Consider the following 22,393-nt stretch of genomic DNA (forward strand, 5'->3'; position numbering starts at 1 on the left):
CCGGAAGCTAAGCCTTACAGCGCCGATGGTACTGCAGGGGGGACCCTGTGGGAGAGTAGGACGCCGCCGAACAATTATTGCTGGGAGACCCCGCATCGGGAACGGTGCGGGGTTTTCTGCGTTTAGGGTCTCTGTATGCGCTACGACCTGGTTATCTTCGACAACGACGGTGTGCTCGTCGACAGTGAGCCGATCTCCAATCGGCTCCTCGCCGGCTATCTCACCGAGCTGGGGCACCCGACGTCCTACGAGGACTCGCTGCGGGACTACATGGGTGGTGCCATGCACCGCGTGCACGACCTCGTGCTGGAGCGGACGGGGCAGCGGCTGCCCTCGGACTTCGACGACGTCTTCCACGGGCGGGTGTTCGCCGCCTTCGAGCAGGAGCTGGAACCCGTTCCCGGCGCCGTCGATGTGCTGGAGAAGCTGGCCGCGGACGGGGTGGCGTACTGCGTGGCCTCCTCCGGGAGCCACGAGCGGATTCGGACGGGGCATCGCAAGACCGGGCTCGACCGGTGGTTCGACGACGAGCGGATCTTCAGTTCCCAGGACGTGGGGCGAGGGAAGCCGGCGCCGGACCTGTTCCTGCACGCGGCCGCGCGGATGGGCGTGGCGCGGGAGCGGTGTGCCGTGGTCGAGGACAGTCCGCTGGGCGTGCGGGCCGCTGTCTCGGCCGGGATGGACGTGTACGGGTTCACCGCGATGACGCCCGCCGAGAGGCTCGACGGAGCCACACGACTCTTCGCCGACATGGGGGAGTTGGCCGACCTGCTGCGCGGTTGAGGCCTGACCCTTGGCATGGGCGGCTCCGGGTCCCGGAAGCTGAGAAGAATTCATCTTTGGTTGGATCTACCCACGGGTAAGCCGGAGCCCTACGCTCGCCGCCATGACTGATGTGCTGCGGCGCGGCAGGGCCTCGCTCGCGTTCGGCTTCTTCGCCCAGGGTGTCGCCTTCGCCCTGTTGGTGACGCGCATCCCGGCCATCCAGGACCGGTACGGCGTCTCCGACGCGCTGCTGCCCGTCTTCCTCGCCGCGGTGCCGATCCTGGCCGGGGTCGGGAGCGTGGTGAGCGAGCGCCTGGTGCGGCGGGTGCGGCCGAGCCGGCTGCTGCGCTGGTCCCAGCCGGTGGTGCTGCTGGCGCTGCTCGGCGTCGGGGCGGGGGACCGGGTGGCGGTGCTGGCCGTCGCCCTGGCCGTCTTCGGGCTGGCCGTGGGGGCGCTGGACGCGTCGATGAACATGCTCGGTGTGAGTCTGCAACGGGCGTATGGGCGCAGCATCATGCTGGGGTTTCACGCCGCGTACAGCCTGGGCGGGATTCTGGGGGCCTCGCTGGCCTGGGCGGGGGCGCACTGGGATCTGGCGCTGTGGGTGTCGTATCTGCCGGTGGTGGTGCTGCTGTTGCCGGCCGCGCTGGTGGGGAGCCGGTGGTACGTCGACGGGGACCGTGAGGGTGCGGAGGGCCCAAGCACAGGTGCGGGCACGAGCACGGGCGGAGTCGGCGCGGGGGTCGGCTTCAAGGTGCTGCTGCCGCTGTGTCTGGTGATGACGTTCGCGTACATCGGGGACTCGACCGTCTCCAACTGGAGCGCGAAGTACCTCCAGGACGTGCTGGGGAGTTCGGAGCAGCTGGCCACCGTGCCGTACAACGTCTACATGGTGACCACGCTGGTGGGGCGGGCCCTCGGGGACTTCGGGGTGCGTCGGTTCGGGGCCGTGGCGGTGGTGCGGGGCGGGGCGGTGGTCGCGGCGGGCGGTTTCGCCGTGGTGGCCTCGGCGCCGGGGGCCTGGGTGGGGATGCTGGGCTTCACCCTGCTGGGTCTCGGGCTGTGTGTGCTGGTGCCGCAGACGTTCGCGGCGGCGGGGCGGTTGGCGGCGGAGAAGGACGGTCGCCCGGGGGCTTCCGACGCGGCGGTGGCGCGGCTCAATGTGTTCAACTATGTCGGTTTCCTGATCGGTTCGCCGTTGGTGGGCGCGCTCGGGGACGCCTGGAGCTATCGCGGGGCGATGCTCGTGCCGATGGTGTTGGTGCTGGTGACGGTCGTGTACGCCCGGTCGTTCGAGGGTCGGCCGGACCGATACGGTGGCGGGCATGAGCGGCCGCGCACAGCTGATGTGGGACGAGGCAGTAACGGGCTATGACTTCGGTCCCGAGCATCCGATGGACCCGGTCCGGCTCGCCCTGACGCGAAGTCTGGTCGGTGCCCTCGGGCTCGACCGGGAGGTGGAGGTCGTCGCGGCGCGGCCGGCCGGGGAGTCGACGCTGCGGCTGGTCCACCGGGAGGACTACATCGACGCGGTGCGGGCGGCGTCGGCGGATCCGCGGTCGGCGGACGGTTCGTACGGGCTCGGGACGGTCGACGACCCGGCCTTCGCGGGGATGCACGAGGTGTCCGCGTTGATCGCCGGGCAGTCGGTGGGGGCTGCGGAGGCGGTGTGGCGCGGGGACGCGCCGCACGCGGTGAACTTCGCGGGCGGGCTGCACCACGCGATGCCGGGGGCGGCGTCCGGGTTCTGCGTGTACAACGACGCGGCGCTGGCCATCGCGCGGCTGCTTGAGCTGGGGGCCGAGCGGGTCGCGTACGTGGACGTCGACGTGCACCACGGGGACGGGGTGCAGGCGGCGTTCTGGGAGGACCCGCGGGTGCTGACGGTGTCGCTGCACGAGCATCCGGCGACGCTGTTCCCGCAGACCGGGTGGCCGGAGGAGACGGGGGCGGACTGTGCCGAGGGGTCGGCCGTGAACGTCGCGCTGCCGGCGGGGACCGGGGACGCGGGGTGGCTGCGGGCGTTCCACGCGGTGGTGCCGGAGGTCCTCGCGGAGTTCCGGCCGCAGGTGCTGGTGACCCAGCACGGTGCCGACACGCACTTCGAGGATCCGCTGGCGCATCTGGCGGTGTCGCTGGACGCGCAGCGGGCGGTGCAGGTGGCGTGTCACGAGCTGGCGCACGAGTACGCCGAGGGGCGGTGGGTGGCTCTCGGCGGGGGTGGTTATGCCGTGGTGGAGGTGGTGCCGCGGTCGTGGGCGCATCTGGTGGGGGTCGCGGCGGGGCGGCCGGTGGAGCCGGAGACGGTGATTCCGGAGGGGTGGCGGCAGGAGGTGTACGCGCGGACGCGGCAGCTGGGGCCGATGCGGATGACCGATGGGCGGTCGCCGGTGTCGTACGCCTCGTGGGAGGCGGGGTACGACCCCGCGGATCGGTTGGACCAGGCGGTGCGGGCGGCGCGGCGGGCGGTGTTTCCGCTGCGCGGGCTGTTGGCGTAGCGGGTTGTTGGCGTAGCGGGTTGGTGCGCGGCCGCGTTACGCCGACCGTGCGTAGATTCTCCCGTTTCCTCTTCTGCTGACGGGAAGACCCGGCAGCATCGGAGGTGTGCTGACCCGTGGAGCTCTTCGGGCTCATCTTCTTGATGTTCGGCTGGCCGGGGTGGTGGCGACCTCTCGGGAGGTGAGTCTGCGGAGTTACCGGCTGTTCGCCGCTCGGGATCCCCGGGTGCTGATCGGGATCGATCCGGAGCGGGACTGGGGGCAGCGGGAGCTGCTCGGGCTGATGGCGCAGAGGTGCGGGGTCTCTGCCGATCCGGGTGATGTCTCGGGCCGGGACGTCATCGACCCGGACCGGACCCTAGCGGCGCTGGACGTCTTCGCGGAGCGGCTCGCGGCGGCCGCCGGACGTCGGGCCCCTGTGCTGCTCGGCACCGGGCATCCCCACCGACTGCTCGGCTTCTACGTCGCCTTGGCCGAGGCGCTGTCGGCGGCGGGATGTACTGTCCTCACCCCGGCGCAGGGTCGCTCTGTCGACATAACGACCCGGTTCGGTCTACGCACGTACAACCTCGACTACGTCCGCGGAGTCGCGTTGGTGCGGGAGCCCGGTGCCGGGCACGCCGGTGGTGAGCCCGGCGCGCACACGCACTCGCCGCTGCCGGTTCGGACCGCGCTGGCCGCCGCGGCCGAGGGTGGCGGACCGCTGCCCGAGCTGGTGATCGGGGACCACGGGTGGGTCTGCGGAGCAGGTCAGCTGGGGTTCGAGGCGATCGGTCCGGCCGATACGGATGATCCCGCGCTCTTCGTGGGGGAGGCCGAGGGGTTGGTGTCCGTCGCCGTTCCACTTGATGACGCTGTGCGGTCCGAGTACTACCGTCCGCTTACCCGCTACGTACTCAATCGGGCGTGTCTGTCACGGTAGGGAAGCGATGGGTGCACCTCTTCCCCATTCGCATCACCCGCCCCTACATTGGGGAGTGAGCACGCAGCGACGAAGAGTCACCGGAAGGGGAAGCCGGTGGCCGTCGAGTGCGGAAGGTTCAGGTGTGTCATGGCTGCAGCTGGCGAGAGGCCTCTGAACGAGGTTCAGTTCCTTACCGTGGCGGAGGTCGCCTCGGTGATGCGCGTGTCCAAGATGACCGTGTACCGGTTGGTGCACAGCGGTCATCTGCCCGCGATCCGGGTGGGACGGTCGTTCCGCGTCCCGGAGCAAGCGGTTCACGAGTACCTCCGCGAGAGCTACGTGGGGGTGGAAACGGCCTGACGGCCCTCGATTACACCCTCAGCGCTCGGACCGGTAGGCTGGCCCCTCGTAGGTCGTGTGGGCCCATGGCGCTCACCAACCGAGTGATTGAGAAGTGAGCGAGGACTGTCGTGGGCTCTGTTATCAAGAAGCGGCGCAAGCGGATGGCCAAGAAGAAGCACCGCAAGCTGCTGAAGCGCACGCGCGTTCAGCGTCGCAACAAGAAGTAAGCGACGCTGCGCCGTCGGCGTGGTCTGTGGCCCCCCACCGCATCCGGTGGGGGGCCGCAGTCGTTCGGCCGTCGGCGTCCGGGCGTGGCGCGGTCCGGCCGTCATTTTTCGTCATGTGCCGCGTCCGGCGGTCATCACGGCGCAACACCCACCGGCTAAGTTGGCCCGCAGGCGGGGAACGCGGCAGGCTACGGTGCAGGCGGAAGGAAGGCGCTGATCTTGGGCAAGGTCGTGCTCGTGACCGGAGTGGCCCGGCAGCTGGGCGGCCGGTTCGTCCGGCGCGTCCAGCGTGATCCCGGTGTGGAGCGGGTGATCGGCGTGGACGCCGTCGCGCCCGAGCACCATCTGGGCGGCGCGGAGTTCGTCCAGGCGGACATCCGGCAGTCGGCCGTCGGACGCGTGCTGGCCCAGACGCGTGCGGACACGGTCGTCCACCTGGACGTGACGGGCACGCCGCTGGGCAGCGGCAGTCGCGCCTCGGTGAAGGAGACCAACGTCATCGGCACGATGCAGCTGCTCGGCGCCTGCCAGAAGTCGCCGACGGTGCGGCGGCTGGTGGTGAAGTCCAGCACGAACGTCTACGGGTCCGCGCCGCGCGACCCGGCCGTCTGCACCGAGACCACCGCGCCCAAGTCCCTGCCCAGCGGCGGCTTCGCCAAGGACGCGGTCGAGGTCGAGGGGTACGTGCGGGGCTTCGCGCGCCGGCGGCCGGATGTGTCGGTGACCGTGCTGCGGTTCGCCAACATCCTCGGCCCGGCCGCGGACACGCCGCTGGCCTCGTACTTCGGACTGCCGGTGCTGCCCACGGTGTTCGGCTACGACCCGAGGCTGCAGTTCGTGCACGAGGACGACGTGATCGAGGTGCTGCGGGTCTGCGCGGACGAGCCGCGGCGGGGGACGCTGAACAGCGGGACCTTCAACATCGCCGGGGACGGTGTGCTGACGCTCTCGCAGTGCTCGCGCCGCCTCGGCCGGCCCACCGTGCCGTTGCTGCTGCCGGCGGTCACCTGGGCGGGTTCGCTCGTGCGTACGCTGGGGATGACGGACTTCTCCCCCGAGCAGATCCGGCTGCTCACCCACGGCCGGGTGGTGGACACCACGCAGATGCGCGAGACGCTGGGATTTGGGCCGAAGTACTCGACGGCCGGGGCGTTCGCGGACTTCGCCCGCGGGCGCGGTGCCGGGCTGCTGCCGCCCGAGGCCCTCGCGGGGGCCGTCGACCGGATCGCGGAGCTGTCCCTGCGGGGCAGCGGTCACCTCCCGACGCAGAGCGCCAACTGAGGAGCGCATCAACGATGGCGGACGCCAAGGTCATTCCGTTCGACGACGACCGGTCGCGGGGGAGCCGCGGCGCGGGGAGCCGGCGCAGGGGCAGCTCGGCCGAGTCGGCGCCGGTGGGCGAGGGGCCGGTGGGCGACGTGCAGCCGCTGCCCGTACGGGGAGCCGCCGCGCAGGGCCCCGGCCCCGGGCCGGACGAGTCGCCCGAGCCGCGGCCGGCGGTCGGTGACGGCGACGGTGACGGCGACGGCAGCGACCGGGACGGTGGCCTGGAACGGCGCGTCGCGGCCGGACTGTCCTTCCTGCGCCGCCGGCTCACCGGCGACTACGACGTCGACGACTTCGGCTACGACGCCGAGCTGACCGACCAGGTGCTGATGTCCCTGCTCCGCCCGGTGTACGAGAAGTACTTCCGGGTCGAAGTGAAGGGCGTGGAGAACATCCCGGCCGAGGGCGGTGCGCTGATCGTCGCCAACCACTCCGGGACGCTGCCGCTGGACGGGCTGATGATGCAGGTCGCCGTGCACGACCACCATCCGGCCGACCGGCACCTGCGGCTGCTGGCGGCGGACCTGGTGTTCGTGCTGCCGGTGGTCAACGAGCTGGCGCGCAAGCTGGGCCACACGCTGGCCTGCGCGGAGGACGCCGAACGGCTGTTGGCGCAGGGCGAGCTGGTCGGGGTGATGCCGGAGGGCTTCAAGGGCATCGGCAAGCCGTTCGGCGAGCGCTACAAGCTCCAGCGGTTCGGGCGGGGCGGCTTCGTCTCCACGGCGCTGCGGCAGGGGGCGCCGATCGTTCCGTGCTCGATCGTCGGGGCGGAGGAGATCTACCCGATGATCGGCAACTCCAAGACGCTGGCGCGGCTGCTGGGCTTCCCGTACTTCCCGCTCACGCCGACCTTCCCGTGGCTGGGGCCGCTGGGCGCGGTGCCGTTGCCGACGAAGTGGACGATCCAGTTCGGTGAGCCGATCCCGACGGACGGCTACGCGCCGGAGGCGGCCGAGGACCCGGTGCTGATGTTCAACCTGACCGACCAGGTGAGGGAGCAGATCCAGCACACGCTCTACAAACTGCTGGTGCAGCGGCGGTCGGTGTTCTTCTGACAGCCAGTACGGCGGTGGGTCCGCCCCACCGCCGTACACGCGGCGCGTCGGCTCAGTCCGCGTCCTCCGCCTCGATGCCCAGGCCGGGCAGGAGGCCCGGGAGGAGGGGCGGGAGGGTGACGTCCGGCTCCGTGGGCGGGGTGTTGCCGCCTGTGGACGGGGAGGCGGTGCCGCTGTCGTCCTTCGGCGGGTCGAGCAGGCCTCCGGTGCCGCCGCCGAGCAGGCCGTCGCTCTCGTCGCCGGACTCGGCGGACTCGCTGGGCCGGCCGGACTGCGAGCGCCCGCGCTCGGACGTGCCCTCGTCGCCGGTGCGGGGCGCCGAGGAGTGACCGGAGCCGGGGGTGTCGGTGGTTGTCGAGCCGGAACCGCCCGGCAGACCGTCGTCCCCGCCGCCCTCGTCCTGGGCCGGCGGCTGCGGCAGCATGGACTGAAGCGGGGCCACGTCGTCGTCTATGGCGTCGAACACCGACGACACCTGCTCACTGACGTCCCCGAGCTGCACGGGCAGCCGTTCGCGCAGCGCTCCCCAGGTCTCCCGGTGGGACCGGGAGAAGGCGGAGAGGGCCTGCATGGGGGCCAGCGAGTCGGGGTCGTGGGCGTAGGCCGCGCTGAGCAGGCGGTGGCCCTCGGAGGCGTCGTGCCGCATGCCGGACAGGGCGCGGCGGACCTCGCCGAGGGACTCGTGGTCGAGGGGGCCGCTGCGGCCGCGCTCCATCAGCCGACGGGCCTCGCTGAGCCGGGTCGAGGCGAGGTCCAGATAGGCCCGGCCCCGCTCGTCGTTGCCGTCGGCGAGGCCGAGGCGGAAGTCCTCTATGCCGCGCTTGAGGCCGTAGAGCGAGTCGCCGGGCAGGGCGTCCGAACTGGCGGCGGCGACTCCGCCGAAGGCACCGGCGGCCACGCTCACGCTCAGCCCGCCCGCGGTGAGGCCCTTGGCCAGCCGCGAACGGGGCCGGAACCTGCTCAGCGGGGCCGCCCGATGGGTGCCGCGCGCCCGGCGCTGCTCCGGTACCGACGTGTCCGTCGCCCCGCCGCTCGCGGTGCCCTCCTGCAGCATGGCCTCGAAGGCGGCCACGAGCTGGGCCCGCTGGACGACCTTGACCTCGGGATCCAGCTCGGGCCGGGGCAGCGTCTCCAGACCATGGGCGAGGGTCACCAGGCGACCCTGCTCGGTCGGTTCCGCGGTGGCCCCGGCGGTCGCCGGCCCTCCGGACTGCTCGGCCGCCGCCCCGGGATCCGACTGCTCCTCCAGGGCCTGGGCGAAGGCGTTCGCCCGCCGGTGTGCCGATACGTTCGCGATCACTGGCGGCACCTCCTCTCGTCATCACGGTCGACTCCCCAGGGGGTCCTGAGGGTTGCACGCCCCGGTCGGAACCATCCGATCGGGTGATCGGAGTCGGCCAGGGAGTGACCACAGGGAGCCTGCATCCCGCACAACGAGCGGCGTGGCACTTGGGTTACGGACGGCGGATGATCGGGCGGCGGACTCAACGGACTTTCACCAGTGGTGACTTGGGGAATACGAAGGGTGAGCGCCTCGGTGGGCGGCTCTCAGCGGGCGTCGTCGGGGAGCAGCCGGGCGAGGGTGCGCACGGCCCGGTACTGGAGCGTCTTGATGGCGCCCTCGTTCTTGCCCATGACCCGGGCGGTCTCGGCGACCGAGAGGCCCTGGAGGAAGCGCAGGGTCACGCACTCCTGCTGCTGCGGGTTGAGCCGCCGTACGGCCTCCAGCAGGGCGGCGTTGGAGAGGGACTCGAGGACGGAGTCCTCGGGGGAGCGCTCGACCTCGTTGGCGTCGAGCATCTCGCCGGTGGTGACCTCGAGGCGGAAGCGGCTGGACTTGAAGTGGTCGGCGACCAGGTTGCGGGCGATCGTCACGAGCCAGGCGCCGAAGTCGCGGCCCTGCCAGGTGAAGGTGCCGATGCGCCTGAGCGCCCGCAGGAAGGTCTCGCTGGTCAGGTCCTCGGCGGTGGCCTTGCCTCCCACGCGGTAGTAGATGTACCGGTACACGGTGTCGCTGTACTGGTCGTAGAGCCGGCCGAAGGCGTCGGCCTCGCCGGCCTGGGCCCGCTCGACCAGCTCCATCATGCGGGCGCTGTCGCTGTCCGCGGCCGGGCGGCGGTGGGTGGTGGCGGCGGCCCCGGACGAGGACGACCGCGCTCGTCTGCCGACGGCGGCGCTTCCTTCGGCCAGTGCGTAGCACGGACCGGCGGGCACGGCGGCCGCGGCGAGGGCGGGGACGGCATACGCGGTGGGGACGAAGCCGCGCAAAAGGTCTTGGGCTGATTTGACCGTTGCGCGCAGCGTAGCCAGGCCCGAGGCGTCAACCCCGACGTGTGGGTACACGGGACTCCCAGAGGCAGAGCTTCCATCACGTGCAGTACGGAACCATTCACCCGTCGTAGCGAAGGTGGGGCACCGGAATGCGTCTGAGGAGAATAACGCTTCGTGCAGGCACTGCTACGCCCAGTTGCTCAAATCATCGATTACGTCGCTTCTGTGCCCGATTGACGCTCGATCAGCTGCGCCAGAATGATCGCTTGGTGACCGGAACGGTTCGGATTCCTGGTGACTACAGAGCGTGTTGTGGCCGATGTGAGTACAGGGGACTGGAGAGCCCCTCCGGGGGGTACGTCATCCCGATTGGGTCAACGGCGGCGGCGGTGCAGTGCGATGGCCGCCGCGGTGCCGCCCGCGACCGCGCCGACGCCCGCGGCCGCGGGGATGCCGACCTTGGCGGCCTTGCGCCCGGTGCGGTAGTCGCGCAGCCGCCACTCCAGCTCGCGGGCGTGCTTGCGCAGCTTGGAGTCCGGGTTGATGGCGTACGGGTGTCCGACCAGCGACAGCATCGGGATGTCGTTGTGGGAGTCGCTGTAGGCGGCGCAGCGGGACAGGTCCAGGGCCTCGGCCGTGGCCAGCGCCCGGACCGCCTCGGCCTTCGCGGGGCCGTGCAGCGGCTCGCCGACCAGCTTGCCCGTGTAGACGCCGCCGATCGACTCGGCCACCGTGCCGAGCGCGCCGGTCAGGCCCAGGCGGCGGGCGATCACCTGGGCGATCTCCACCGGGGCGGCCGTGACCAGCCAGACCTTCTGCCCGGCGTCCAGGTGGGCCTGGGCGAGGGCGCGGGTGCCGGGCCAGATCCGCTCGGCCATGTACTCGTCGTAGATCTCCTCGCCGATCGACTTCAGCTCGGAGACGCGGTGGCCCTTGACGATGGAGAGGGCGGAGTCGCGGGCGTCCTGCATGTGCTCCGGGTCCTCGAACCCGGCCAGCCGGAACCAGGCCTGCTGCCAGGCGAAGCGGGCGAGGTCGCGGGTCTCGAAGAACTTCCGCTTGTACAGGCCCCGGCCGAAGTGGAAGATCGCGGCGCCCTGCATGACGGTGTTGTCGAGGTCGAAGAACGCGGCCGCGCGCTCGTCGCCGTGGACCGGGAACTCCGGTTCGGCGACACCGGAGTCGGGCGCGGTTTCCCGGGGGGTCTCGGCGATCTCGGCGGTCTCTGCGGCTTCCGCGGACTTGCGGGCTGCCTCCGCCGAGGCCTCGCCTGCCAACACGCTCCGTGCCGTGGCGGAGCGCCTACGGGGAGTGAGCCATCGAAGAGCGGCCATGCCAGTGAGCATAGCCAGCTTGTTCGGATGCTTCGGAGCCGACGGGTTCGCGGGCTGTGAACTCCGGGCGGCGGTGCCGTTAAGCGGCCGCGCCCCGAGGGCTCGCCCGCGGTCCCGCCCGCGGTCCGGCCCGGCGTCCCGCTCGCGCGCGCGAGAATGGCCGGCATGAGTCCCCTCTTCCGCCGGAAGCCCACGCAGCCCCCTGAGCACTCCGAGAACCATCTCGTCACCCTCATCCGCAAACCCGGCTGTCATCTGTGTGATGACGCACAGCTCGTCGTCGAGAAGGTCTGCGCCGAACTCGGCGTCCCCTGGGAGGGGAAGGACATCACCGAGGACCGCGGGCTCCACGACCAGTACTGGGAACAGATTCCGGTCGTGCTGGTCGACGGCCGGCAGCACACCTTCTGGCGTGTGAACGAGGAACGGCTGCGCAAGGTACTGACCGATCAGTACAAGTAGTCCGTATGGTCGCTTAGGATCGATGGCGACCAGGTCTCGGGGGCGTTGATCGTGAGGAGCGTGTACGGCTTTGCCTCCGATGAGTGAGGAACGCGAGTACGTATGTGCCGGTTCCCGTTCCGTGCGCCGGGGGCGCGTGACCCCGGTCACGTTGGCCGGGCAAATCGGACACCATCTTTGTGCACGCGTTCACAAAGACATAGCCTGCATTCGACGGGGCGGTCATGTAGGGACGTATGACCGCCTACAGCCCCGCTCTACCCGCAGGAGCACCGTGGCAACTGGCCGAGCACACCGACCGGCGACCCGCAGCCGAGGGATTCCCGAGGCCACCGTCGCCAGGCTTCCGCTGTACCTCCGCGCACTGACCGCGCTGTCCGAGCGCTCGGTGCCCACGGTCTCCTCCGAGGAGCTGGCGGCCGCCGCGGGGGTCAACTCCGCGAAGCTGCGCAAGGACTTCTCCTACCTCGGCTCCTACGGGACGCGTGGTGTCGGTTACGACGTCGAGTATCTCGTCTACCAGATCTCGCGCGAACTCGGCCTCACCCAGGACTGGCCGGTTGTGATCGTCGGTATCGGCAACCTGGGTGCCGCGCTCGCCAACTACGGCGGTTTCGCCTCCCGCGGGTTCCGCGTCGCCGCGCTCATCGACGCCGATCCGGGAATGGCCGGAAAGCCCGTCGCCGGGATCCCGGTGCAGCACACCGACGAGCTGGAGAAGATCATCCAGGACGACGGTGTCTCGATCGGTGTGATCGCGACCCCCGCCGGCGCCGCCCAGCAGGTCTGCGACCGCCTCGTGGCCGCCGGCGTCACCTCCATCCTGAACTTCGCGCCGACCGTGCTGAACGTCCCCGAGGGCGTCGACGTGCGCAAGGTCGACCTCTCCATCGAGCTGCAGATCCTCGCCTTCCACGAGCAGCGCAAAGCGGGCGAGGAGGCCGCGGCCGACGGCGCCGCACCGCCCGTCGCCGCCCGCAAGCAGCAGCACTCCACCGGCTCCGCCGACCAGGGACCCGACGGGGACGTACCCGCCGTGATGCCGGCATGAGCCTCCTCGTCGTCGGGCTGAGTCACCGCAGCGCCCCCGTCAGCGTGCTCGAACGGGCCTCGCTGAACGCGGACGCGCAGCTCAAGCTGCTCCAGGACACGGTCGCCGCCGAACCGGCCGCCGAGGCCGCGGTGCTGGCCACCTGCAACCGCATCGAGCTGTACGCCGACGTGGACAAGTTCCACGCCGGTGTCGCCGAGCTGTCCACGCTGCTCGCCCAGCACAGCGGCGTCGGCCTGGAGGAGCTGACCCCCTACCTCTACGTGCACTACGAGGACCGGGCCGTCCACCATCTGTTCTCGGTGGCCTGCGGGCTGGACTCGATGGTGGTCGGCGAGGGGCAGATCCTCGGCCAGATAAAGGACTCCCTGGCCCGCGCCCAGGACCTGCACAGCGCCGGACGGCTGCTGAACGACCTGTTCCAGCAGGCGCTGCGGGTCGGCAAGCGCGCCCACTCCGAGACCGGCATCGACCGGGCCGGGCAGTCCCTGGTCACCTTCGGTCTGGAGCAGCTGTCCGCCGGGGCCGACGTCGAGCAGTGGGCCCGGGGCAAGAAGGCGCTGGTCATCGGCGCCGGTTCGATGTCCTCGCTGGCCGCCGCCACGCTGGCGCGGGCCGGTGTCGCCGAGATCGTGGTCGCCAACCGCACCTTCGAGCGCGCCGAGCACCTCGCACAGATCCTTTCCGAGGGCGACGGCACGGACGTGCTGGCCCGCGCGGTACCGATGGACGCGGTGCCGGGCGAGCTGACACGTGCCGACCTGGCCGTCTCCTGCACCGGTGCGACCGGTCTCGTCCTCACGGCCGACTCCGTGGCGGCGACGGTGCGGGGCCGTACCGGCGCGCCCGCCGCCGAGGACACCGCCGTCCAGGACACCGCCGTACGGGAGAGCGCGGTACGGGAAGCCGGTGAAACGCCACTGCCGGGTGCCGGGAGCGCCGCCGACGAGAACTGCCCCCTGGACCTCTCCTCCGTGTCCTCCGTCCCCTCCGGCTTCTCCGTCATGGGCGAGGCCGCCGTGGCCGGGCTGGACGCGGCGACGCTGGAGCAGCACGGCGCGTGGGCCGCGGGCGGTACGGCGCCGGACCGGCCGCGCGAGACGGGCCGGAGCGGTCCGGAGGCGGAGGCCGAGCTGATCGGCGCGCTCGCCGCGACGGCGACCCGCGTCGGCCGCATCCCCGAGCGCCGCCGCCCGGAGCCGGTCGCCGAGGTGCCGCGCCCCGAGCCCGTGCTCTTCCTGCTCGACCTCGCGATGCCGCGGGACGTCGACGCCGCCGTGCACCGGCTGGCCGGGGTCCGCCTGGTGGACATCGAGTCGCTCGCCGACGCCTCCGCCGACGCACCGATGGCCGCCGACGTCGACATGGTCCGCCGGATCGTCGCCGACGAGGTCGCCGCCTTCGGCGCCGCCCAGCGCGCCGCGCACATCACGCCCACCGTGGTCGCGCTGCGCAGCATGGCCGCGGACGTCGTGGCCGGCGAGATCGCCCGCCTGGAAGGGCGGCTGCCGGGGCTCGACGACAAGCACCGGGCCGAGATCACCCAGACCGTCAAGCGTGTGGTCGACAAGCTGCTGCACGCGCCGACGGTGCGGGTCAAGCAGCTCGCCGCCGAACCCGGCGGTGCCGGGTACGCGGACGCGCTGCGCACCCTGTTCGACCTCGACCAGGAGACGGTGGCCTCCGTCTCCCGCGCCGAGAACAGCACTGAGAAGAACCGAGGGCCGGCATGACTGAGAAGGCACTGAGGCTGGGGACCAGGCGGAGCAAGCTCGCCATGGCCCAGTCCGGGCAGGTGGCGGACGCCGTGAGCCAGGTGACCGGTCGGCCCGTTGAGCTGGTCGAGATCACCACGTACGGCGACACGTCGCGGGAGCACCTGGCGCAGATCGGCGGCACGGGGGTGTTCGTCGCCGCGCTGCGCGACGCGCTGCTCCGGGGCGAGGTGGACTTCGCGGTTCACTCGCTCAAGGACCTCCCCACCGCGCGGCACGAGGGCCTGGTCGTGGCCGCGATCCCGGAGCGCGAGGACCCGCGGGACGTGGTCGTCGCCCGGGACGCCCGCAAGCTGACCGACCTCCCGCGCGGGGCGCGCATCGGCACGGGCGCGCCGCGCCGCATGGCACAGCTGAACGCGTACGCCCGCGGCCACGGGATGGAGATCGAGACCGTCCCGATCCGGGGCAACGTCGACACCCGCATCGGATACGTCCGCAGCGGTGAGCTGGACGCCGTCGTGCTGGCCGCCGCCGGGCTGAACCGGGTGGGGCGCATCGACGAGGTGACCGACTTCCTGTCGGTCGACACGGTTTTGCCGGCCCCCGGCCAGGGGGCACTGGCGATCGAGTGCGCGGCGGACAACGCCTCGCTGATCGCCGCGCTCGCCGAGCTCGACGACCCGTTCACGCGGGCCGCCGTAACGGCCGAGCGGTCACTGCTCGCCGCCCTGGAGGCCGGCTGCAGCGCACCTGTGGGCGCGCTGGCCGACCTTCTGGCCGACGGGCAGACTGTCAAGGAAATGCGCCTGCGCGGCGTCGTCGGCACGACCGACGGCTCGACGCTGGTGCAGCTGTCCACCACCGGTCCCGTGCCCGAGACGCACGAGGCGGCGCTGGCGCTCGGCGGCGAACTCGCCACCGAGATGCTCGCCCAGGGCGCGGCCGGTCTGATGGGGGAGCGAGCACAGTGAGCCCCACCACCCTTCCCGCCGGTCCTGAACACGGGCACGTCACCTTCCTCGGTGCCGGACCCGGAGATCCGGGACTGCTGACTCTGCGCGCCGTCGAGGCGCTGGCGCACGCGGACGTCCTCGTCGCCGAGCACGAGGTGCTCGACGTCGTACGCACGCACGCGAGGCAGGGCGTGTCCGAAGTGCACACGGATGCCGATCCGTCGGATCCGGGCACAGGCGCGCCCCAGCTGACGGTAGTTGACGGTGCGTCAACGACCCTCGGCGCCCCCGCTGTGCGGGATGCCGCACATCTTGTCATGGAGGCCGCGCGGGGCGGCAGGCGGGTCGTGCGTGCGGTGACCGGGGATCCCGGGCTCGACGCGTACGCCGCCGAGGAGATGCTGGCGTGCGCCGCGGCCGGGGTGCCCTTCGAGGTCGTCCCGGGCATCGCGAACGCCGTCGGCGTGCCCGCGTACGCCGGTGTGCCGCTGCGGGACGCCCAGGGCGCGGACGTGCGCTTCGTGGACGCCCGTACGGCGTCGGACCGCTGCTGGACCGAGGTGGGGGCCTCCGACGGCACGGTGGTCGTGTCGACGACGCTCGACTCGGTCGCGGCGGCGGCCGGCGAGCTGGTCTCGGCGGGCCGCAAGCCGGACACCCCGCTGACGGTGACGATCGCCGGTACGACCACGCGGCAGCGCACCTGGTCGGCGACGCTGGGCACGGTCGCGCAGACGCTGAAGCAGGCGAAGGTGCTGCCGTCCCCGGACGGCGGCCGCCCGGTGATAGCCGTGGTCGGCGAGCGCAGCTCCGCCGCCCGGCGCGACCAGCTGTCGTGGTTCGAGTCCAAGCCGCTGTTCGGCTGGAAGGTCCTCGTCCCGCGCACGAAGGAGCAGGCGGCTTCGCTCTCCGACCAGCTGCGGTCCTACGGGGCCGTCCCGAGCGAGGTTCCGACCATCGCGGTGGAGCCGCCGCGCACCCCGCAGCAGATGGAGCGGGCGGTCAAGGGCCTGGTGACGGGCCGCTACGAGTGGATCGCGTTCACGTCGGTCAACGCGGTGAAGGCGGTCCGCGAGAAGTTCGAGGAGTACGGCCTGGACGCCCGCGCCTTCGCCGGGATCAAGGTCGCGGCGGTCGGCGAGCAGACGGCCAACGCCCTCATCGCCTTCGGCGTCAAGCCGGACCTGGTCCCGAGCGGCGAGCAGTCGGCCGCCGGTCTCCTGGAGGACTGGCCGCCCTACGACCCGGTCTTCGACCCGATCGACCGTGTCTTCCTGCCCCGGGCCGACATCGCCACCGAGACCCTCGTCGCCGGTCTGATCGAGCTGGGCTGGGAGGTCGACGACGTCACCGCGTACCGCACGGTGCGCGCCTCGCCGCCCCCGGCCACGACCCGGGAGGCCATCAAGGGCGGTGGCTTCGACGCGGTGCTCTTCACGTCGTCCTCCACGGTCCGCAACCTGGTCGGCATCGCGGGCAAGCCGCACAACGTCACGGTGATCGCCTGCATCGGCCCGGCGACGGCCAAGACGGCCGAGGAGCACGGGCTGCGCGTCGACGTGATGGCTCCCGAGCCGTCCGTCCACAAGCTGGCGGAGGCCCTGGCCGACTTCGGCCTGCGCCGCCGGGCGGCGGCCCTGGAGGCGGGGGATCCGGTGACGCGGCCGAGCGAGCGGCGGCCGGGGTCGCGCAGACGGCGGTCCTCGACCTGAGGTGTGTGCGGGGCGTCCCTGGATTCAGGGGCGCCCCGTTGTCGTGCGGGGCGGGTCCTGGTGGGCCAGTCCGGCAGTTGCGCGGCTCCGCCCGGGGCGCCGCTCACCGGCAGAGGGCCCAGAGGTCCTCCGCGAAGGCCGGGAAGGCGGCGCGGGCCTCCTTGACGATGTCCGCGGCCGGGCGGCGTGGGGTGGTGGCGTGCCGTTCGGCGAGTGCGGTGAGTTCCGGGTCGGGGCGCTCCGTGCGCTCGTCGTCCGCCTCAGCGGGGCCCATTCCGTCGGCGAGCAGCCACAGGAAGTCGGACAGGTTCCCGGCGACCACGTCGCACTCGCCCTCCGACCCCACGTACACCACGGGCTGCTCGGTGAGCGGGCGGCCGGGGCGGCCGTGCCACAGGGCCGCGAGGCCGCCGGCGCCGTCCTGGCCGAAGACGCGGTAGGCGGAGCCGTCGGCCTCGGGGTTTCCCGTCCACTGGCGCAGCCAGTGCGTGGTCTCCTCGGCGGAGTCGAAAGCCGCGTAGGGCTCGAAGTCGATTCCGTCGCCGTCGGCGTAGTCGAACTCGATACGGGCCACGTCGGCCAGGGCCGGGGGAAGGCGGCGGTCGTCGGCGGGTGTCTCGCTCATGGGCGCACAGTAGACGTCTGCGCAGACACCGACCGGTGCAGCCCGTTCAGGTTCAGCGCCGGGGCGGGCGGCAGGGGGCCCGGGCGGGACGGAGGGTGGGCCTGGAAGGACTGGAAGAGGTAGGTGAGGAGGCGGCGGGCGGCGGGGAGGGCGACCTCGGGGGGCTGGGTGGCCAGGCCGGTCACCGCGAGGAGGAGCAGGGGGATGTCGGACGGGGCGAAGTCCTCGCGGAGCTGGCCCGCGTCGCGGGCGCGTTGGATCAGGGTGCTCAGGCCGTCCGCGGCGCAGGTGCGTTCGCGTTCGTGGTCGTGGTCGTGGTCGCGGTCCAGCGCGTCGGGGAAGTCCGGCATGAACACCGTGTCGAAGCCGCGGTCGGTCACCAGCGTGGTGCACACCTTCTCGAGGAGCGTGTAGAGCCCGTGCCCCGGGTCGGGGTCGGACAGCGCCGTGTCGAAGAAGGCCGCGCACTCGGAGAGCTGGTCGTCGAAGGCGGCGGTGAGGAGCTCGGCGCGGGTCGGGAAGCGGCGGTAGAGGGTGGCCACGCCGACACCCGCCCGGCGGGCGACCGCGCTCATCGGGGCGTCCGTGCCCTGCGCCGCGAAGACCTCGCGTGCCGCCTCCAGCACGCGTTCGCGGTTGCGGCGGGCGTCGGTGCGCAGGTCGTCCGGCCCATGGCGCGCGGGGGTGCGCTCTGGGGGTTTGTGAGAGGTATAGGTCGGCATGTCTTCTCATTTCCGGGCAAGTGGATGGTGTCGTCCACTTACGAGGTTAGCGTGGGCGGTGCAAGTCCGTCGGCCGTGGTCATCGGCCCTCAGTCCGGAGGAGAAACATGCAGGACCTCTCTCGCCTGTCCGGCACCACGGCCCTGGTCACCGGGGCGTCGGGAGGCATTGGCGCCGAGTTCGCGCACCGGCTCGCCCGGCGCGGTGCGGACCTCGTCCTGGTGGCGCGGTCGGGCGACAAACTGGAGGCACTCGCCTCGTCCCTGCGCTCCGCGCACGGCGTGCGGGTCCTGACGCAGACGCTGGACCTGTCCGAGCCCGGTGCGGCGGGCGCGATGTACGAGCGGAGCGTCGAGCAGGGCGTGGAGATCGGTTTCCTCGTCAACAACGCGGGCGGCGGGGCCGGGGATGGTCGCGCGGGGCACGGGGACGGTGGTGAACGTGTCGAGCGTCTCCGCGTACCTGCCGACGCCGTATCTGGCGGCCTACTCCTCGTCCAAGGCGCTGGTGCGGTCGTTCACGCTGGCGGTCGCCGACGAGACCGCCGGCACGGGTGTCCGGGTGCTGGCGCTGGTCCCGGGAGTGACCGCCTCCGGGCAGAAGACCGAGGACGTACTGCCCGAGATGGCGAGGCTCGGCAGCATACGCACGCCCGAACAGGTCGTCACCACTGCCTTCCGGGCGTTGCGCTCGGGCAGGACCTCGGTCGTCGACGGACGTCGCTACGCCGCGTTCGCCCGGGTGAACCAGCTCCTGCCGGAGCGGGCGGTCCTCGCGCTGGCACGGCGGTTGACGAAGGGCATCGCCGCGTTCTGAGGGGCCGTACCGCGCACTTGTCCAGGTCGGCCGTACGGCGGGCCGGCCCGGGCCATCGGGGCCGGGCCGGGCCGACTTCCCGTCGGCAAAGGCATGGGTGGGGCGGGCGTAGCGTAGGTGGTATGACGACGTACGGATCCTTTCCCGGCACCCGGCCCCGGCGACTGCGGACCACCCCCGTGATGCGTCGGATGGTCGCAGAGACCCGGCTGCACCCCGCCGACCTCATCCTCCCCGCGTTCGTCCGCGAGGGCGTCGGTGAGCCGGTACCGATCGGGGCGATGCCCGGCGTCGTGCAGCACACGCGGGACACGCTGAAGAAGGCGGCCGCGGAGGCGGTCGAGGCCGGGGTCTCCGGGATCATGCTCTTCGGGGTGCCGGAGGACGGGAAGAAGGACGCCGCGGGGACGGCGGGCACCGACCCCGACGGGATCCTGCAGGTCGCGCTGCGGGACGTGCGGGCCGAGGTCGGGGACGAACTGCTGGTGATGTCCGACCTGTGCCTCGACGAGTTCACCGATCACGGACACTGCGGGGTCCTCGACGACCAGGGGCGCGTCGACAACGACGCCACGCTCGAACGGTACGCCGAGATGGCGCAGGTCCAGGCCGACGCGGGCGCCCATGTCGTCGGGCCCAGCGGGATGATGGACGGGCAGATCGGCGTCATCCGTGATGCCCTCGACCAGATCGGGCGGGAGGACGTCGCGATCCTCGCGTACACCGCCAAGTACGCCTCCGCCTTCTACGGGCCCTTCCGCGAGGCCGTCGGGTCCTCGCTCAAGGGCGACCGCAAGACCTACCAGCAGGACTCCGCCAACGCGCGGGAGTCGCTGCGGGAGTTGGCGCTGGACCTGGAGGAGGGCGCCGACATGGTGATGGTCAAGCCGGCCGGGCCCTACCTCGACATCCTCGCCAAGGTCGCCGAGGCCTCGGACGTGCCCGTCGCCGCCTACCAGATCTCCGGCGAGTACTCGATGATCGAGGCCGCCGCCGAGAAGGGGTGGATCGACCGCGACCGGGCCATCCTGGAGTCCCTCACCGGGATCAAGCGGGCGGGCGCGCGCAACATCCTGACGTACTGGGCGACCGAGGTCGCTCGCACCCTGCGCTGAGCGACCGGTGCCGGCCCTTCACGCAAGGGGTGCGGGGCGTGCGGGGGTGCGGACCTCTTCAGTACTCGAGCGCGTTCGAGGCGTCGGTCTGCCAGTAGGTGACCGTCAGCGCGGTGTCGACGTACACGCCGCCGGAGGGCAGCTTGACCGTGGCGATGGAGCCGTCCTCGAACGGGATGGTGAGGGTGTTCGTGTCGTAGCCGTTCTCGCCGCTGCCGTCGCCGGACGACAGGCGCACGCCCGCGTAGCCCGACTCGCCCGGGGCCAGCGTCGTCAGCGACTGCGGCTTGCTGGACTCCGCGACCGGCGGCACGGACTGGGCCTCGCCGAACCGCGCCGCCGGGTACGGCGGCAGCGCGCACGTCTTCGAGCCGGTGTTGGTGGCCGTCAGCAGCAGGTGATTGATCGGGCGGGGGGCGTCCGCCGCGGTGATCCTCACGTCGGACGCGGAGCACTCGCCGGGGACGTCCGAATCGGAGTCCTTGTCGGCGCCGGCGCCGGCGCCGGTGCCGGAACCGGAGGCCGAGCCGGAGCCGGAGCCGGAGTCCGATGACTTGTCGTTTCCGGCGGATGCGTTCGAGCCGGTGGATCCGTTGGAGCCCGTCGATCCCTCGGCACCCTTCGCACTGCCCGCCGGCTGGACGCTGTTCCCGTCCGCCGACGCGGAGGCGGTGGAGTCGGGTGCCGGGGAGCCCGTGAGTTCGTCGCCTTCGCAGGCCGTCAGGGAGAGCGCGGCCAGCGCGACCGTGGTGGCGGCGAACAGGCGGGTACGGGTGATGCGGCGTGCGGACATGGAAGTTCTCCTTCACAAGTGGGGAGTTGAGGCGAGCCGGTCGACCGTTCTCCGGGGCCGGCTGCTTTGATGACCACAGCTTGCGGCCGGGTTCGTCCCAGCCGCCAGCGGCGGGCGATCATGCGGGACAATGGGACGCCAGGAACGCCTTGACCTGCGGGAATGTCGTCCCTCTGGGATGCGGTACGGGGATGCGAGGAGAGGGAGGAACGGTGGCGGGGGACGACTTCGCGGGACTGCTTCGGGAGCTGAAGGAGCGGTCCGGACTCAGTTACGGGGCACTCGGCAAGCGGCTGCACATGAGCGGCTCGACCCTGCACCGGTACGTCAGCGGGGAGGTGGTGCCGGTCGAGTTCGCGCCCGTCGAACGCCTCGCCCGGGTGTGCCGGGCGACGCCCGAGGAACTGCTCGAACTCCACCGCCGCTGGATCCGCGCGGACGCGTTGCGCGGCGTGAAGAAGGAGGAGACCGAGGGCGACGCGGGCGCCGAGGGCCCGGTCGGGCGCAGTGCCCCGCCCGCCGCCCCGGACGCCGCACTCGCTCCGGACCCCGCACCGGCCCCGGGCCCCGCACCGGCCCCGGGCCCCGCACCGGCCCCGGGCCCCGCACCGGCCCCGGGCCCCGCACCGGCCCCGGACCCCGCACCGGCCCCGGACGCCGCACCGGCACCCGGCGCCCCGCGGGCCCTCGCCCTCGATGTGCCGCCCGGCCCGGCCCGCCGTCGGATCCCGCGCGCCGCGCTCTACGCCGCGTCCGGCGTCGTCGCCGTCAGTGCCGCCGTGGCGCTCGTGGCGAATCTCGTCTCCGGACCCGGCGAGGACGGCGGGCGCGGTCCGGCCGGGGCCCTCGCGCAGACCTCCGCGCCGGTGTCCGGGACCGCGACCGGTCCGGGCTCCCCGAGCGCGAGCTCCTCCACCGCCTCCCCGTCCGCCTCCGCGTCCCGGTCCGAGCCCGCCGACGCGTCGCCGTCGCGTGCGGCCACCGCCACGCCGAGCCGCGAGGCACCCCCCGCCGGGCCCCTGCTCACCGTCTCCACCACCCCGTACTACTGGGACGTGCCCTGCGAGCACTCCTTCCTCATCGACCGCAGCCCGAAGAACGTGTCCAAGCCCCCGCCCCAGCAGGACGCCGTCGGCTGGGCCACTCCCCTCAACGCGGTGTCCGCGAACCGGCAGACGGCCGTCCTCACGGTGCAGGGCACCGGTCCGGAGACGGTGGTCCTCAAGGACCTGCACGTGCGGGTGGTGAGCAGCGGTCCGGCGCTGGACTGGAACCAGTACGCGATGGGCGTCGGCTGCGGCGGCCAGGTGAACACCAAGGCGTTCGACGTCTCGCTGGACCTCGGCACCCCGACGGCCGCGCCGATCGGCGGCCAGCGGGACTTCCCGTACAGCGTCAGCGAATCCGACCCCGAGGTCTTCTACGTCAACGCGCACACCAGCGAGCACGACGTCAGCTGGTACCTGGAGCTGGAGTGGTCCAGCGGCGGCCGGCACGGCACGACACGCGTCGACGACCACGGCAAGCCGTTCCGCACCAGCGCCTCCCGGGACGACTCCTACTACGCGTACCCCCTCGGCAGCGACCACTGGGAGCCGGTCGAGGGCGGCTGACGCGGCGGCCGCGGCGGGGCAGCGGCAAGTCCGCCCGGGGGATAGGTTGTTGACCATCTAACCGGTTCGCTTCGTCAGGCGACATCCGAAA

At 72.2% G+C, this 22,393-nt stretch carries 21 protein-coding genes and 1 pseudogene; 16 read left to right on the plus strand and 6 right to left on the minus strand.

The genetic code is table 11. The features are described from left to right. Positions 1-135: 135 nt before the first annotated feature. The 8 genes from ACH4D3_RS37870 to ACH4D3_RS37905 all read left to right on the plus strand — a co-directional run bounded on the left by ACH4D3_RS37870 (position 136) and on the right by ACH4D3_RS37905 (position 7,117). The gene (locus ACH4D3_RS37870; protein WP_398332237.1) at positions 136-783 is read left to right on the plus strand and encodes an HAD family hydrolase; all 648 of its coding nucleotides are present in this window, start codon (positions 136-138) and stop codon (positions 781-783) included. Positions 784-886: 103 nt separating this feature from the next. Further along, positions 887-2,140: an MFS transporter gene (locus ACH4D3_RS37875; protein WP_398332239.1), complete on the plus strand. Its 1,254-nt coding sequence runs from the start codon at positions 887-889 to the stop codon at positions 2,138-2,140. Continuing rightward, positions 2,091-3,263, plus strand: a complete 1,173-nt coding sequence (locus ACH4D3_RS37880; RefSeq protein ID WP_398332241.1) for an acetoin utilization protein AcuC — start codon at positions 2,091-2,093, stop codon at positions 3,261-3,263. The genes ACH4D3_RS37875 and ACH4D3_RS37880 overlap by 50 nt, the downstream gene beginning before the upstream one ends. 106 nt (positions 3,264-3,369) lie before the next feature. After that, positions 3,370-4,185, plus strand: a complete 816-nt coding sequence (locus ACH4D3_RS37885; RefSeq protein ID WP_398332243.1) for a phosphatase — start codon at positions 3,370-3,372, stop codon at positions 4,183-4,185. A 129-nt stretch (positions 4,186-4,314) separates the two neighbouring features. Then, positions 4,315-4,527 carry a helix-turn-helix domain-containing protein gene (locus ACH4D3_RS37890; RefSeq protein WP_004984898.1) on the plus strand — a complete coding sequence of 71 codons (213 nt, stop codon included), beginning with the start codon at positions 4,315-4,317 and terminating at the stop codon, positions 4,525-4,527. A gap of 110 nt (positions 4,528-4,637) precedes the next feature. Further along, entirely contained in the window at positions 4,638-4,736 is a 99-nt protein-coding gene (locus ACH4D3_RS37895) for a 30S ribosomal protein bS22 (protein WP_003948845.1), read from the plus strand. Positions 4,737-4,955: 219 nt separating this feature from the next. Then, positions 4,956-6,017, plus strand: coding sequence for an NAD-dependent epimerase/dehydratase family protein (locus ACH4D3_RS37900; RefSeq protein WP_398332245.1), 1,062 nt, complete (start codon positions 4,956-4,958; stop codon positions 6,015-6,017). A 14-nt stretch (positions 6,018-6,031) separates the two neighbouring features. Beyond that, positions 6,032-7,117 (plus strand): lysophospholipid acyltransferase family protein, encoded by a 1,086-nt coding sequence (locus tag ACH4D3_RS37905; protein ID WP_398332247.1) that lies wholly within the window; start codon positions 6,032-6,034, stop codon positions 7,115-7,117. A gap of 52 nt (positions 7,118-7,169) precedes the next feature. Here the strand turns inward: ACH4D3_RS37905 and ACH4D3_RS37910 are convergent, their stop codons facing one another. The 3 genes from ACH4D3_RS37910 to ACH4D3_RS37920 all read right to left on the minus strand — a co-directional run bounded on the left by ACH4D3_RS37910 (position 7,170) and on the right by ACH4D3_RS37920 (position 10,722). Next, positions 7,170-8,417 (minus strand): DUF5667 domain-containing protein, encoded by a 1,248-nt coding sequence (locus ACH4D3_RS37910; RefSeq protein WP_361007994.1) that lies wholly within the window; start codon positions 8,415-8,417, stop codon positions 7,170-7,172. Positions 8,418-8,665: 248 nt separating this feature from the next. Then, the gene (locus ACH4D3_RS37915; protein ID WP_007443701.1) at positions 8,666-9,460 is read right to left on the minus strand and encodes an ECF subfamily RNA polymerase sigma factor, BldN family; all 795 of its coding nucleotides are present in this window, start codon (positions 9,458-9,460) and stop codon (positions 8,666-8,668) included. Positions 9,461-9,762: 302 nt separating this feature from the next. After that, positions 9,763-10,722 (minus strand): HAD family hydrolase, encoded by a 960-nt coding sequence (locus tag ACH4D3_RS37920; RefSeq protein ID WP_398332249.1) that lies wholly within the window; start codon positions 10,720-10,722, stop codon positions 9,763-9,765. 156 nt (positions 10,723-10,878) lie between these two features. Here ACH4D3_RS37920 and ACH4D3_RS37925 point away from each other — a divergent pair, with 156 nt between their 5' ends. The 5 genes from ACH4D3_RS37925 to ACH4D3_RS37945 all read left to right on the plus strand — a co-directional run bounded on the left by ACH4D3_RS37925 (position 10,879) and on the right by ACH4D3_RS37945 (position 16,618). Further along, complete coding sequence (locus ACH4D3_RS37925) at positions 10,879-11,184, plus strand: glutaredoxin family protein (protein WP_385357588.1); 306 nt, start codon at positions 10,879-10,881, stop codon at positions 11,182-11,184. A 274-nt stretch (positions 11,185-11,458) separates the two neighbouring features. Continuing rightward, the gene (locus ACH4D3_RS37930) at positions 11,459-12,235 is read left to right on the plus strand and encodes a redox-sensing transcriptional repressor Rex (protein WP_109034982.1); all 777 of its coding nucleotides are present in this window, start codon (positions 11,459-11,461) and stop codon (positions 12,233-12,235) included. Next, positions 12,232-13,968 (plus strand): glutamyl-tRNA reductase, encoded by a 1,737-nt coding sequence (locus ACH4D3_RS37935; protein ID WP_398332252.1) that lies wholly within the window; start codon positions 12,232-12,234, stop codon positions 13,966-13,968. Before ACH4D3_RS37930 ends, ACH4D3_RS37935 begins: the two co-directional genes overlap by 4 nt. Continuing rightward, the gene (hemC, locus tag ACH4D3_RS37940; protein ID WP_398332254.1) at positions 13,965-14,924 is read left to right on the plus strand and encodes a hydroxymethylbilane synthase; all 960 of its coding nucleotides are present in this window, start codon (positions 13,965-13,967) and stop codon (positions 14,922-14,924) included. The genes ACH4D3_RS37935 and hemC overlap by 4 nt, the downstream gene beginning before the upstream one ends. Beyond that, entirely contained in the window at positions 14,921-16,618 is a 1,698-nt protein-coding gene (locus ACH4D3_RS37945) for a uroporphyrinogen-III synthase (protein WP_398332256.1), read from the plus strand. Before hemC ends, ACH4D3_RS37945 begins: the two co-directional genes overlap by 4 nt. A 103-nt stretch (positions 16,619-16,721) precedes the next feature. Here the strand turns inward: ACH4D3_RS37945 and ACH4D3_RS37950 are convergent, their stop codons facing one another. Further along, positions 16,722-17,243: an SMI1/KNR4 family protein gene (locus tag ACH4D3_RS37950; protein ID WP_398332258.1), complete on the minus strand. Its 522-nt coding sequence runs from the start codon at positions 17,241-17,243 to the stop codon at positions 16,722-16,724. Next, on the minus strand, positions 17,240-17,965 hold the full coding sequence (locus ACH4D3_RS37955; RefSeq protein ID WP_398332260.1) for a TetR/AcrR family transcriptional regulator: 726 nt from the start codon (positions 17,963-17,965) through the stop codon (positions 17,240-17,242). The genes ACH4D3_RS37950 and ACH4D3_RS37955 overlap by 4 nt, the downstream gene beginning before the upstream one ends. A gap of 107 nt (positions 17,966-18,072) precedes the next feature. On the opposite strand from ACH4D3_RS37955, the pseudogene ACH4D3_RS37960 reads away from it, so the two are divergent. Both ACH4D3_RS37960 and hemB read left to right on the plus strand, forming a co-directional pair. After that, a pseudogene (locus tag ACH4D3_RS37960) lies at positions 18,073-18,781 on the plus strand (SDR family NAD(P)-dependent oxidoreductase). A gap of 122 nt (positions 18,782-18,903) precedes the next feature. Further along, positions 18,904-19,896: a porphobilinogen synthase gene (gene hemB / locus ACH4D3_RS37965; RefSeq protein WP_398332261.1), complete on the plus strand. Its 993-nt coding sequence runs from the start codon at positions 18,904-18,906 to the stop codon at positions 19,894-19,896. Between the two features lie 58 nt (positions 19,897-19,954). Here hemB and ACH4D3_RS37970 read toward each other — a convergent pair whose 3' ends face one another. Continuing rightward, the gene (locus ACH4D3_RS37970; protein WP_398332263.1) at positions 19,955-20,689 is read right to left on the minus strand and encodes a DUF4232 domain-containing protein; all 735 of its coding nucleotides are present in this window, start codon (positions 20,687-20,689) and stop codon (positions 19,955-19,957) included. A gap of 212 nt (positions 20,690-20,901) precedes the next feature. Here ACH4D3_RS37970 and ACH4D3_RS37975 point away from each other — a divergent pair, with 212 nt between their 5' ends. Further along, a complete protein-coding gene (locus ACH4D3_RS37975) occupies positions 20,902-22,302 on the plus strand; it encodes a helix-turn-helix domain-containing protein (RefSeq protein ID WP_398332265.1) in 1,401 nt (466 codons plus the stop codon). Positions 22,303-22,393: the final 91 nt, after the last annotated feature.

The sequence above is a fragment of the Streptomyces sp. NPDC018026 genome, from assembly GCF_044327745.1.
Lineage (GTDB): Bacteria > Actinomycetota > Actinomycetes > Streptomycetales > Streptomycetaceae > Streptomyces > Streptomyces rubrogriseus.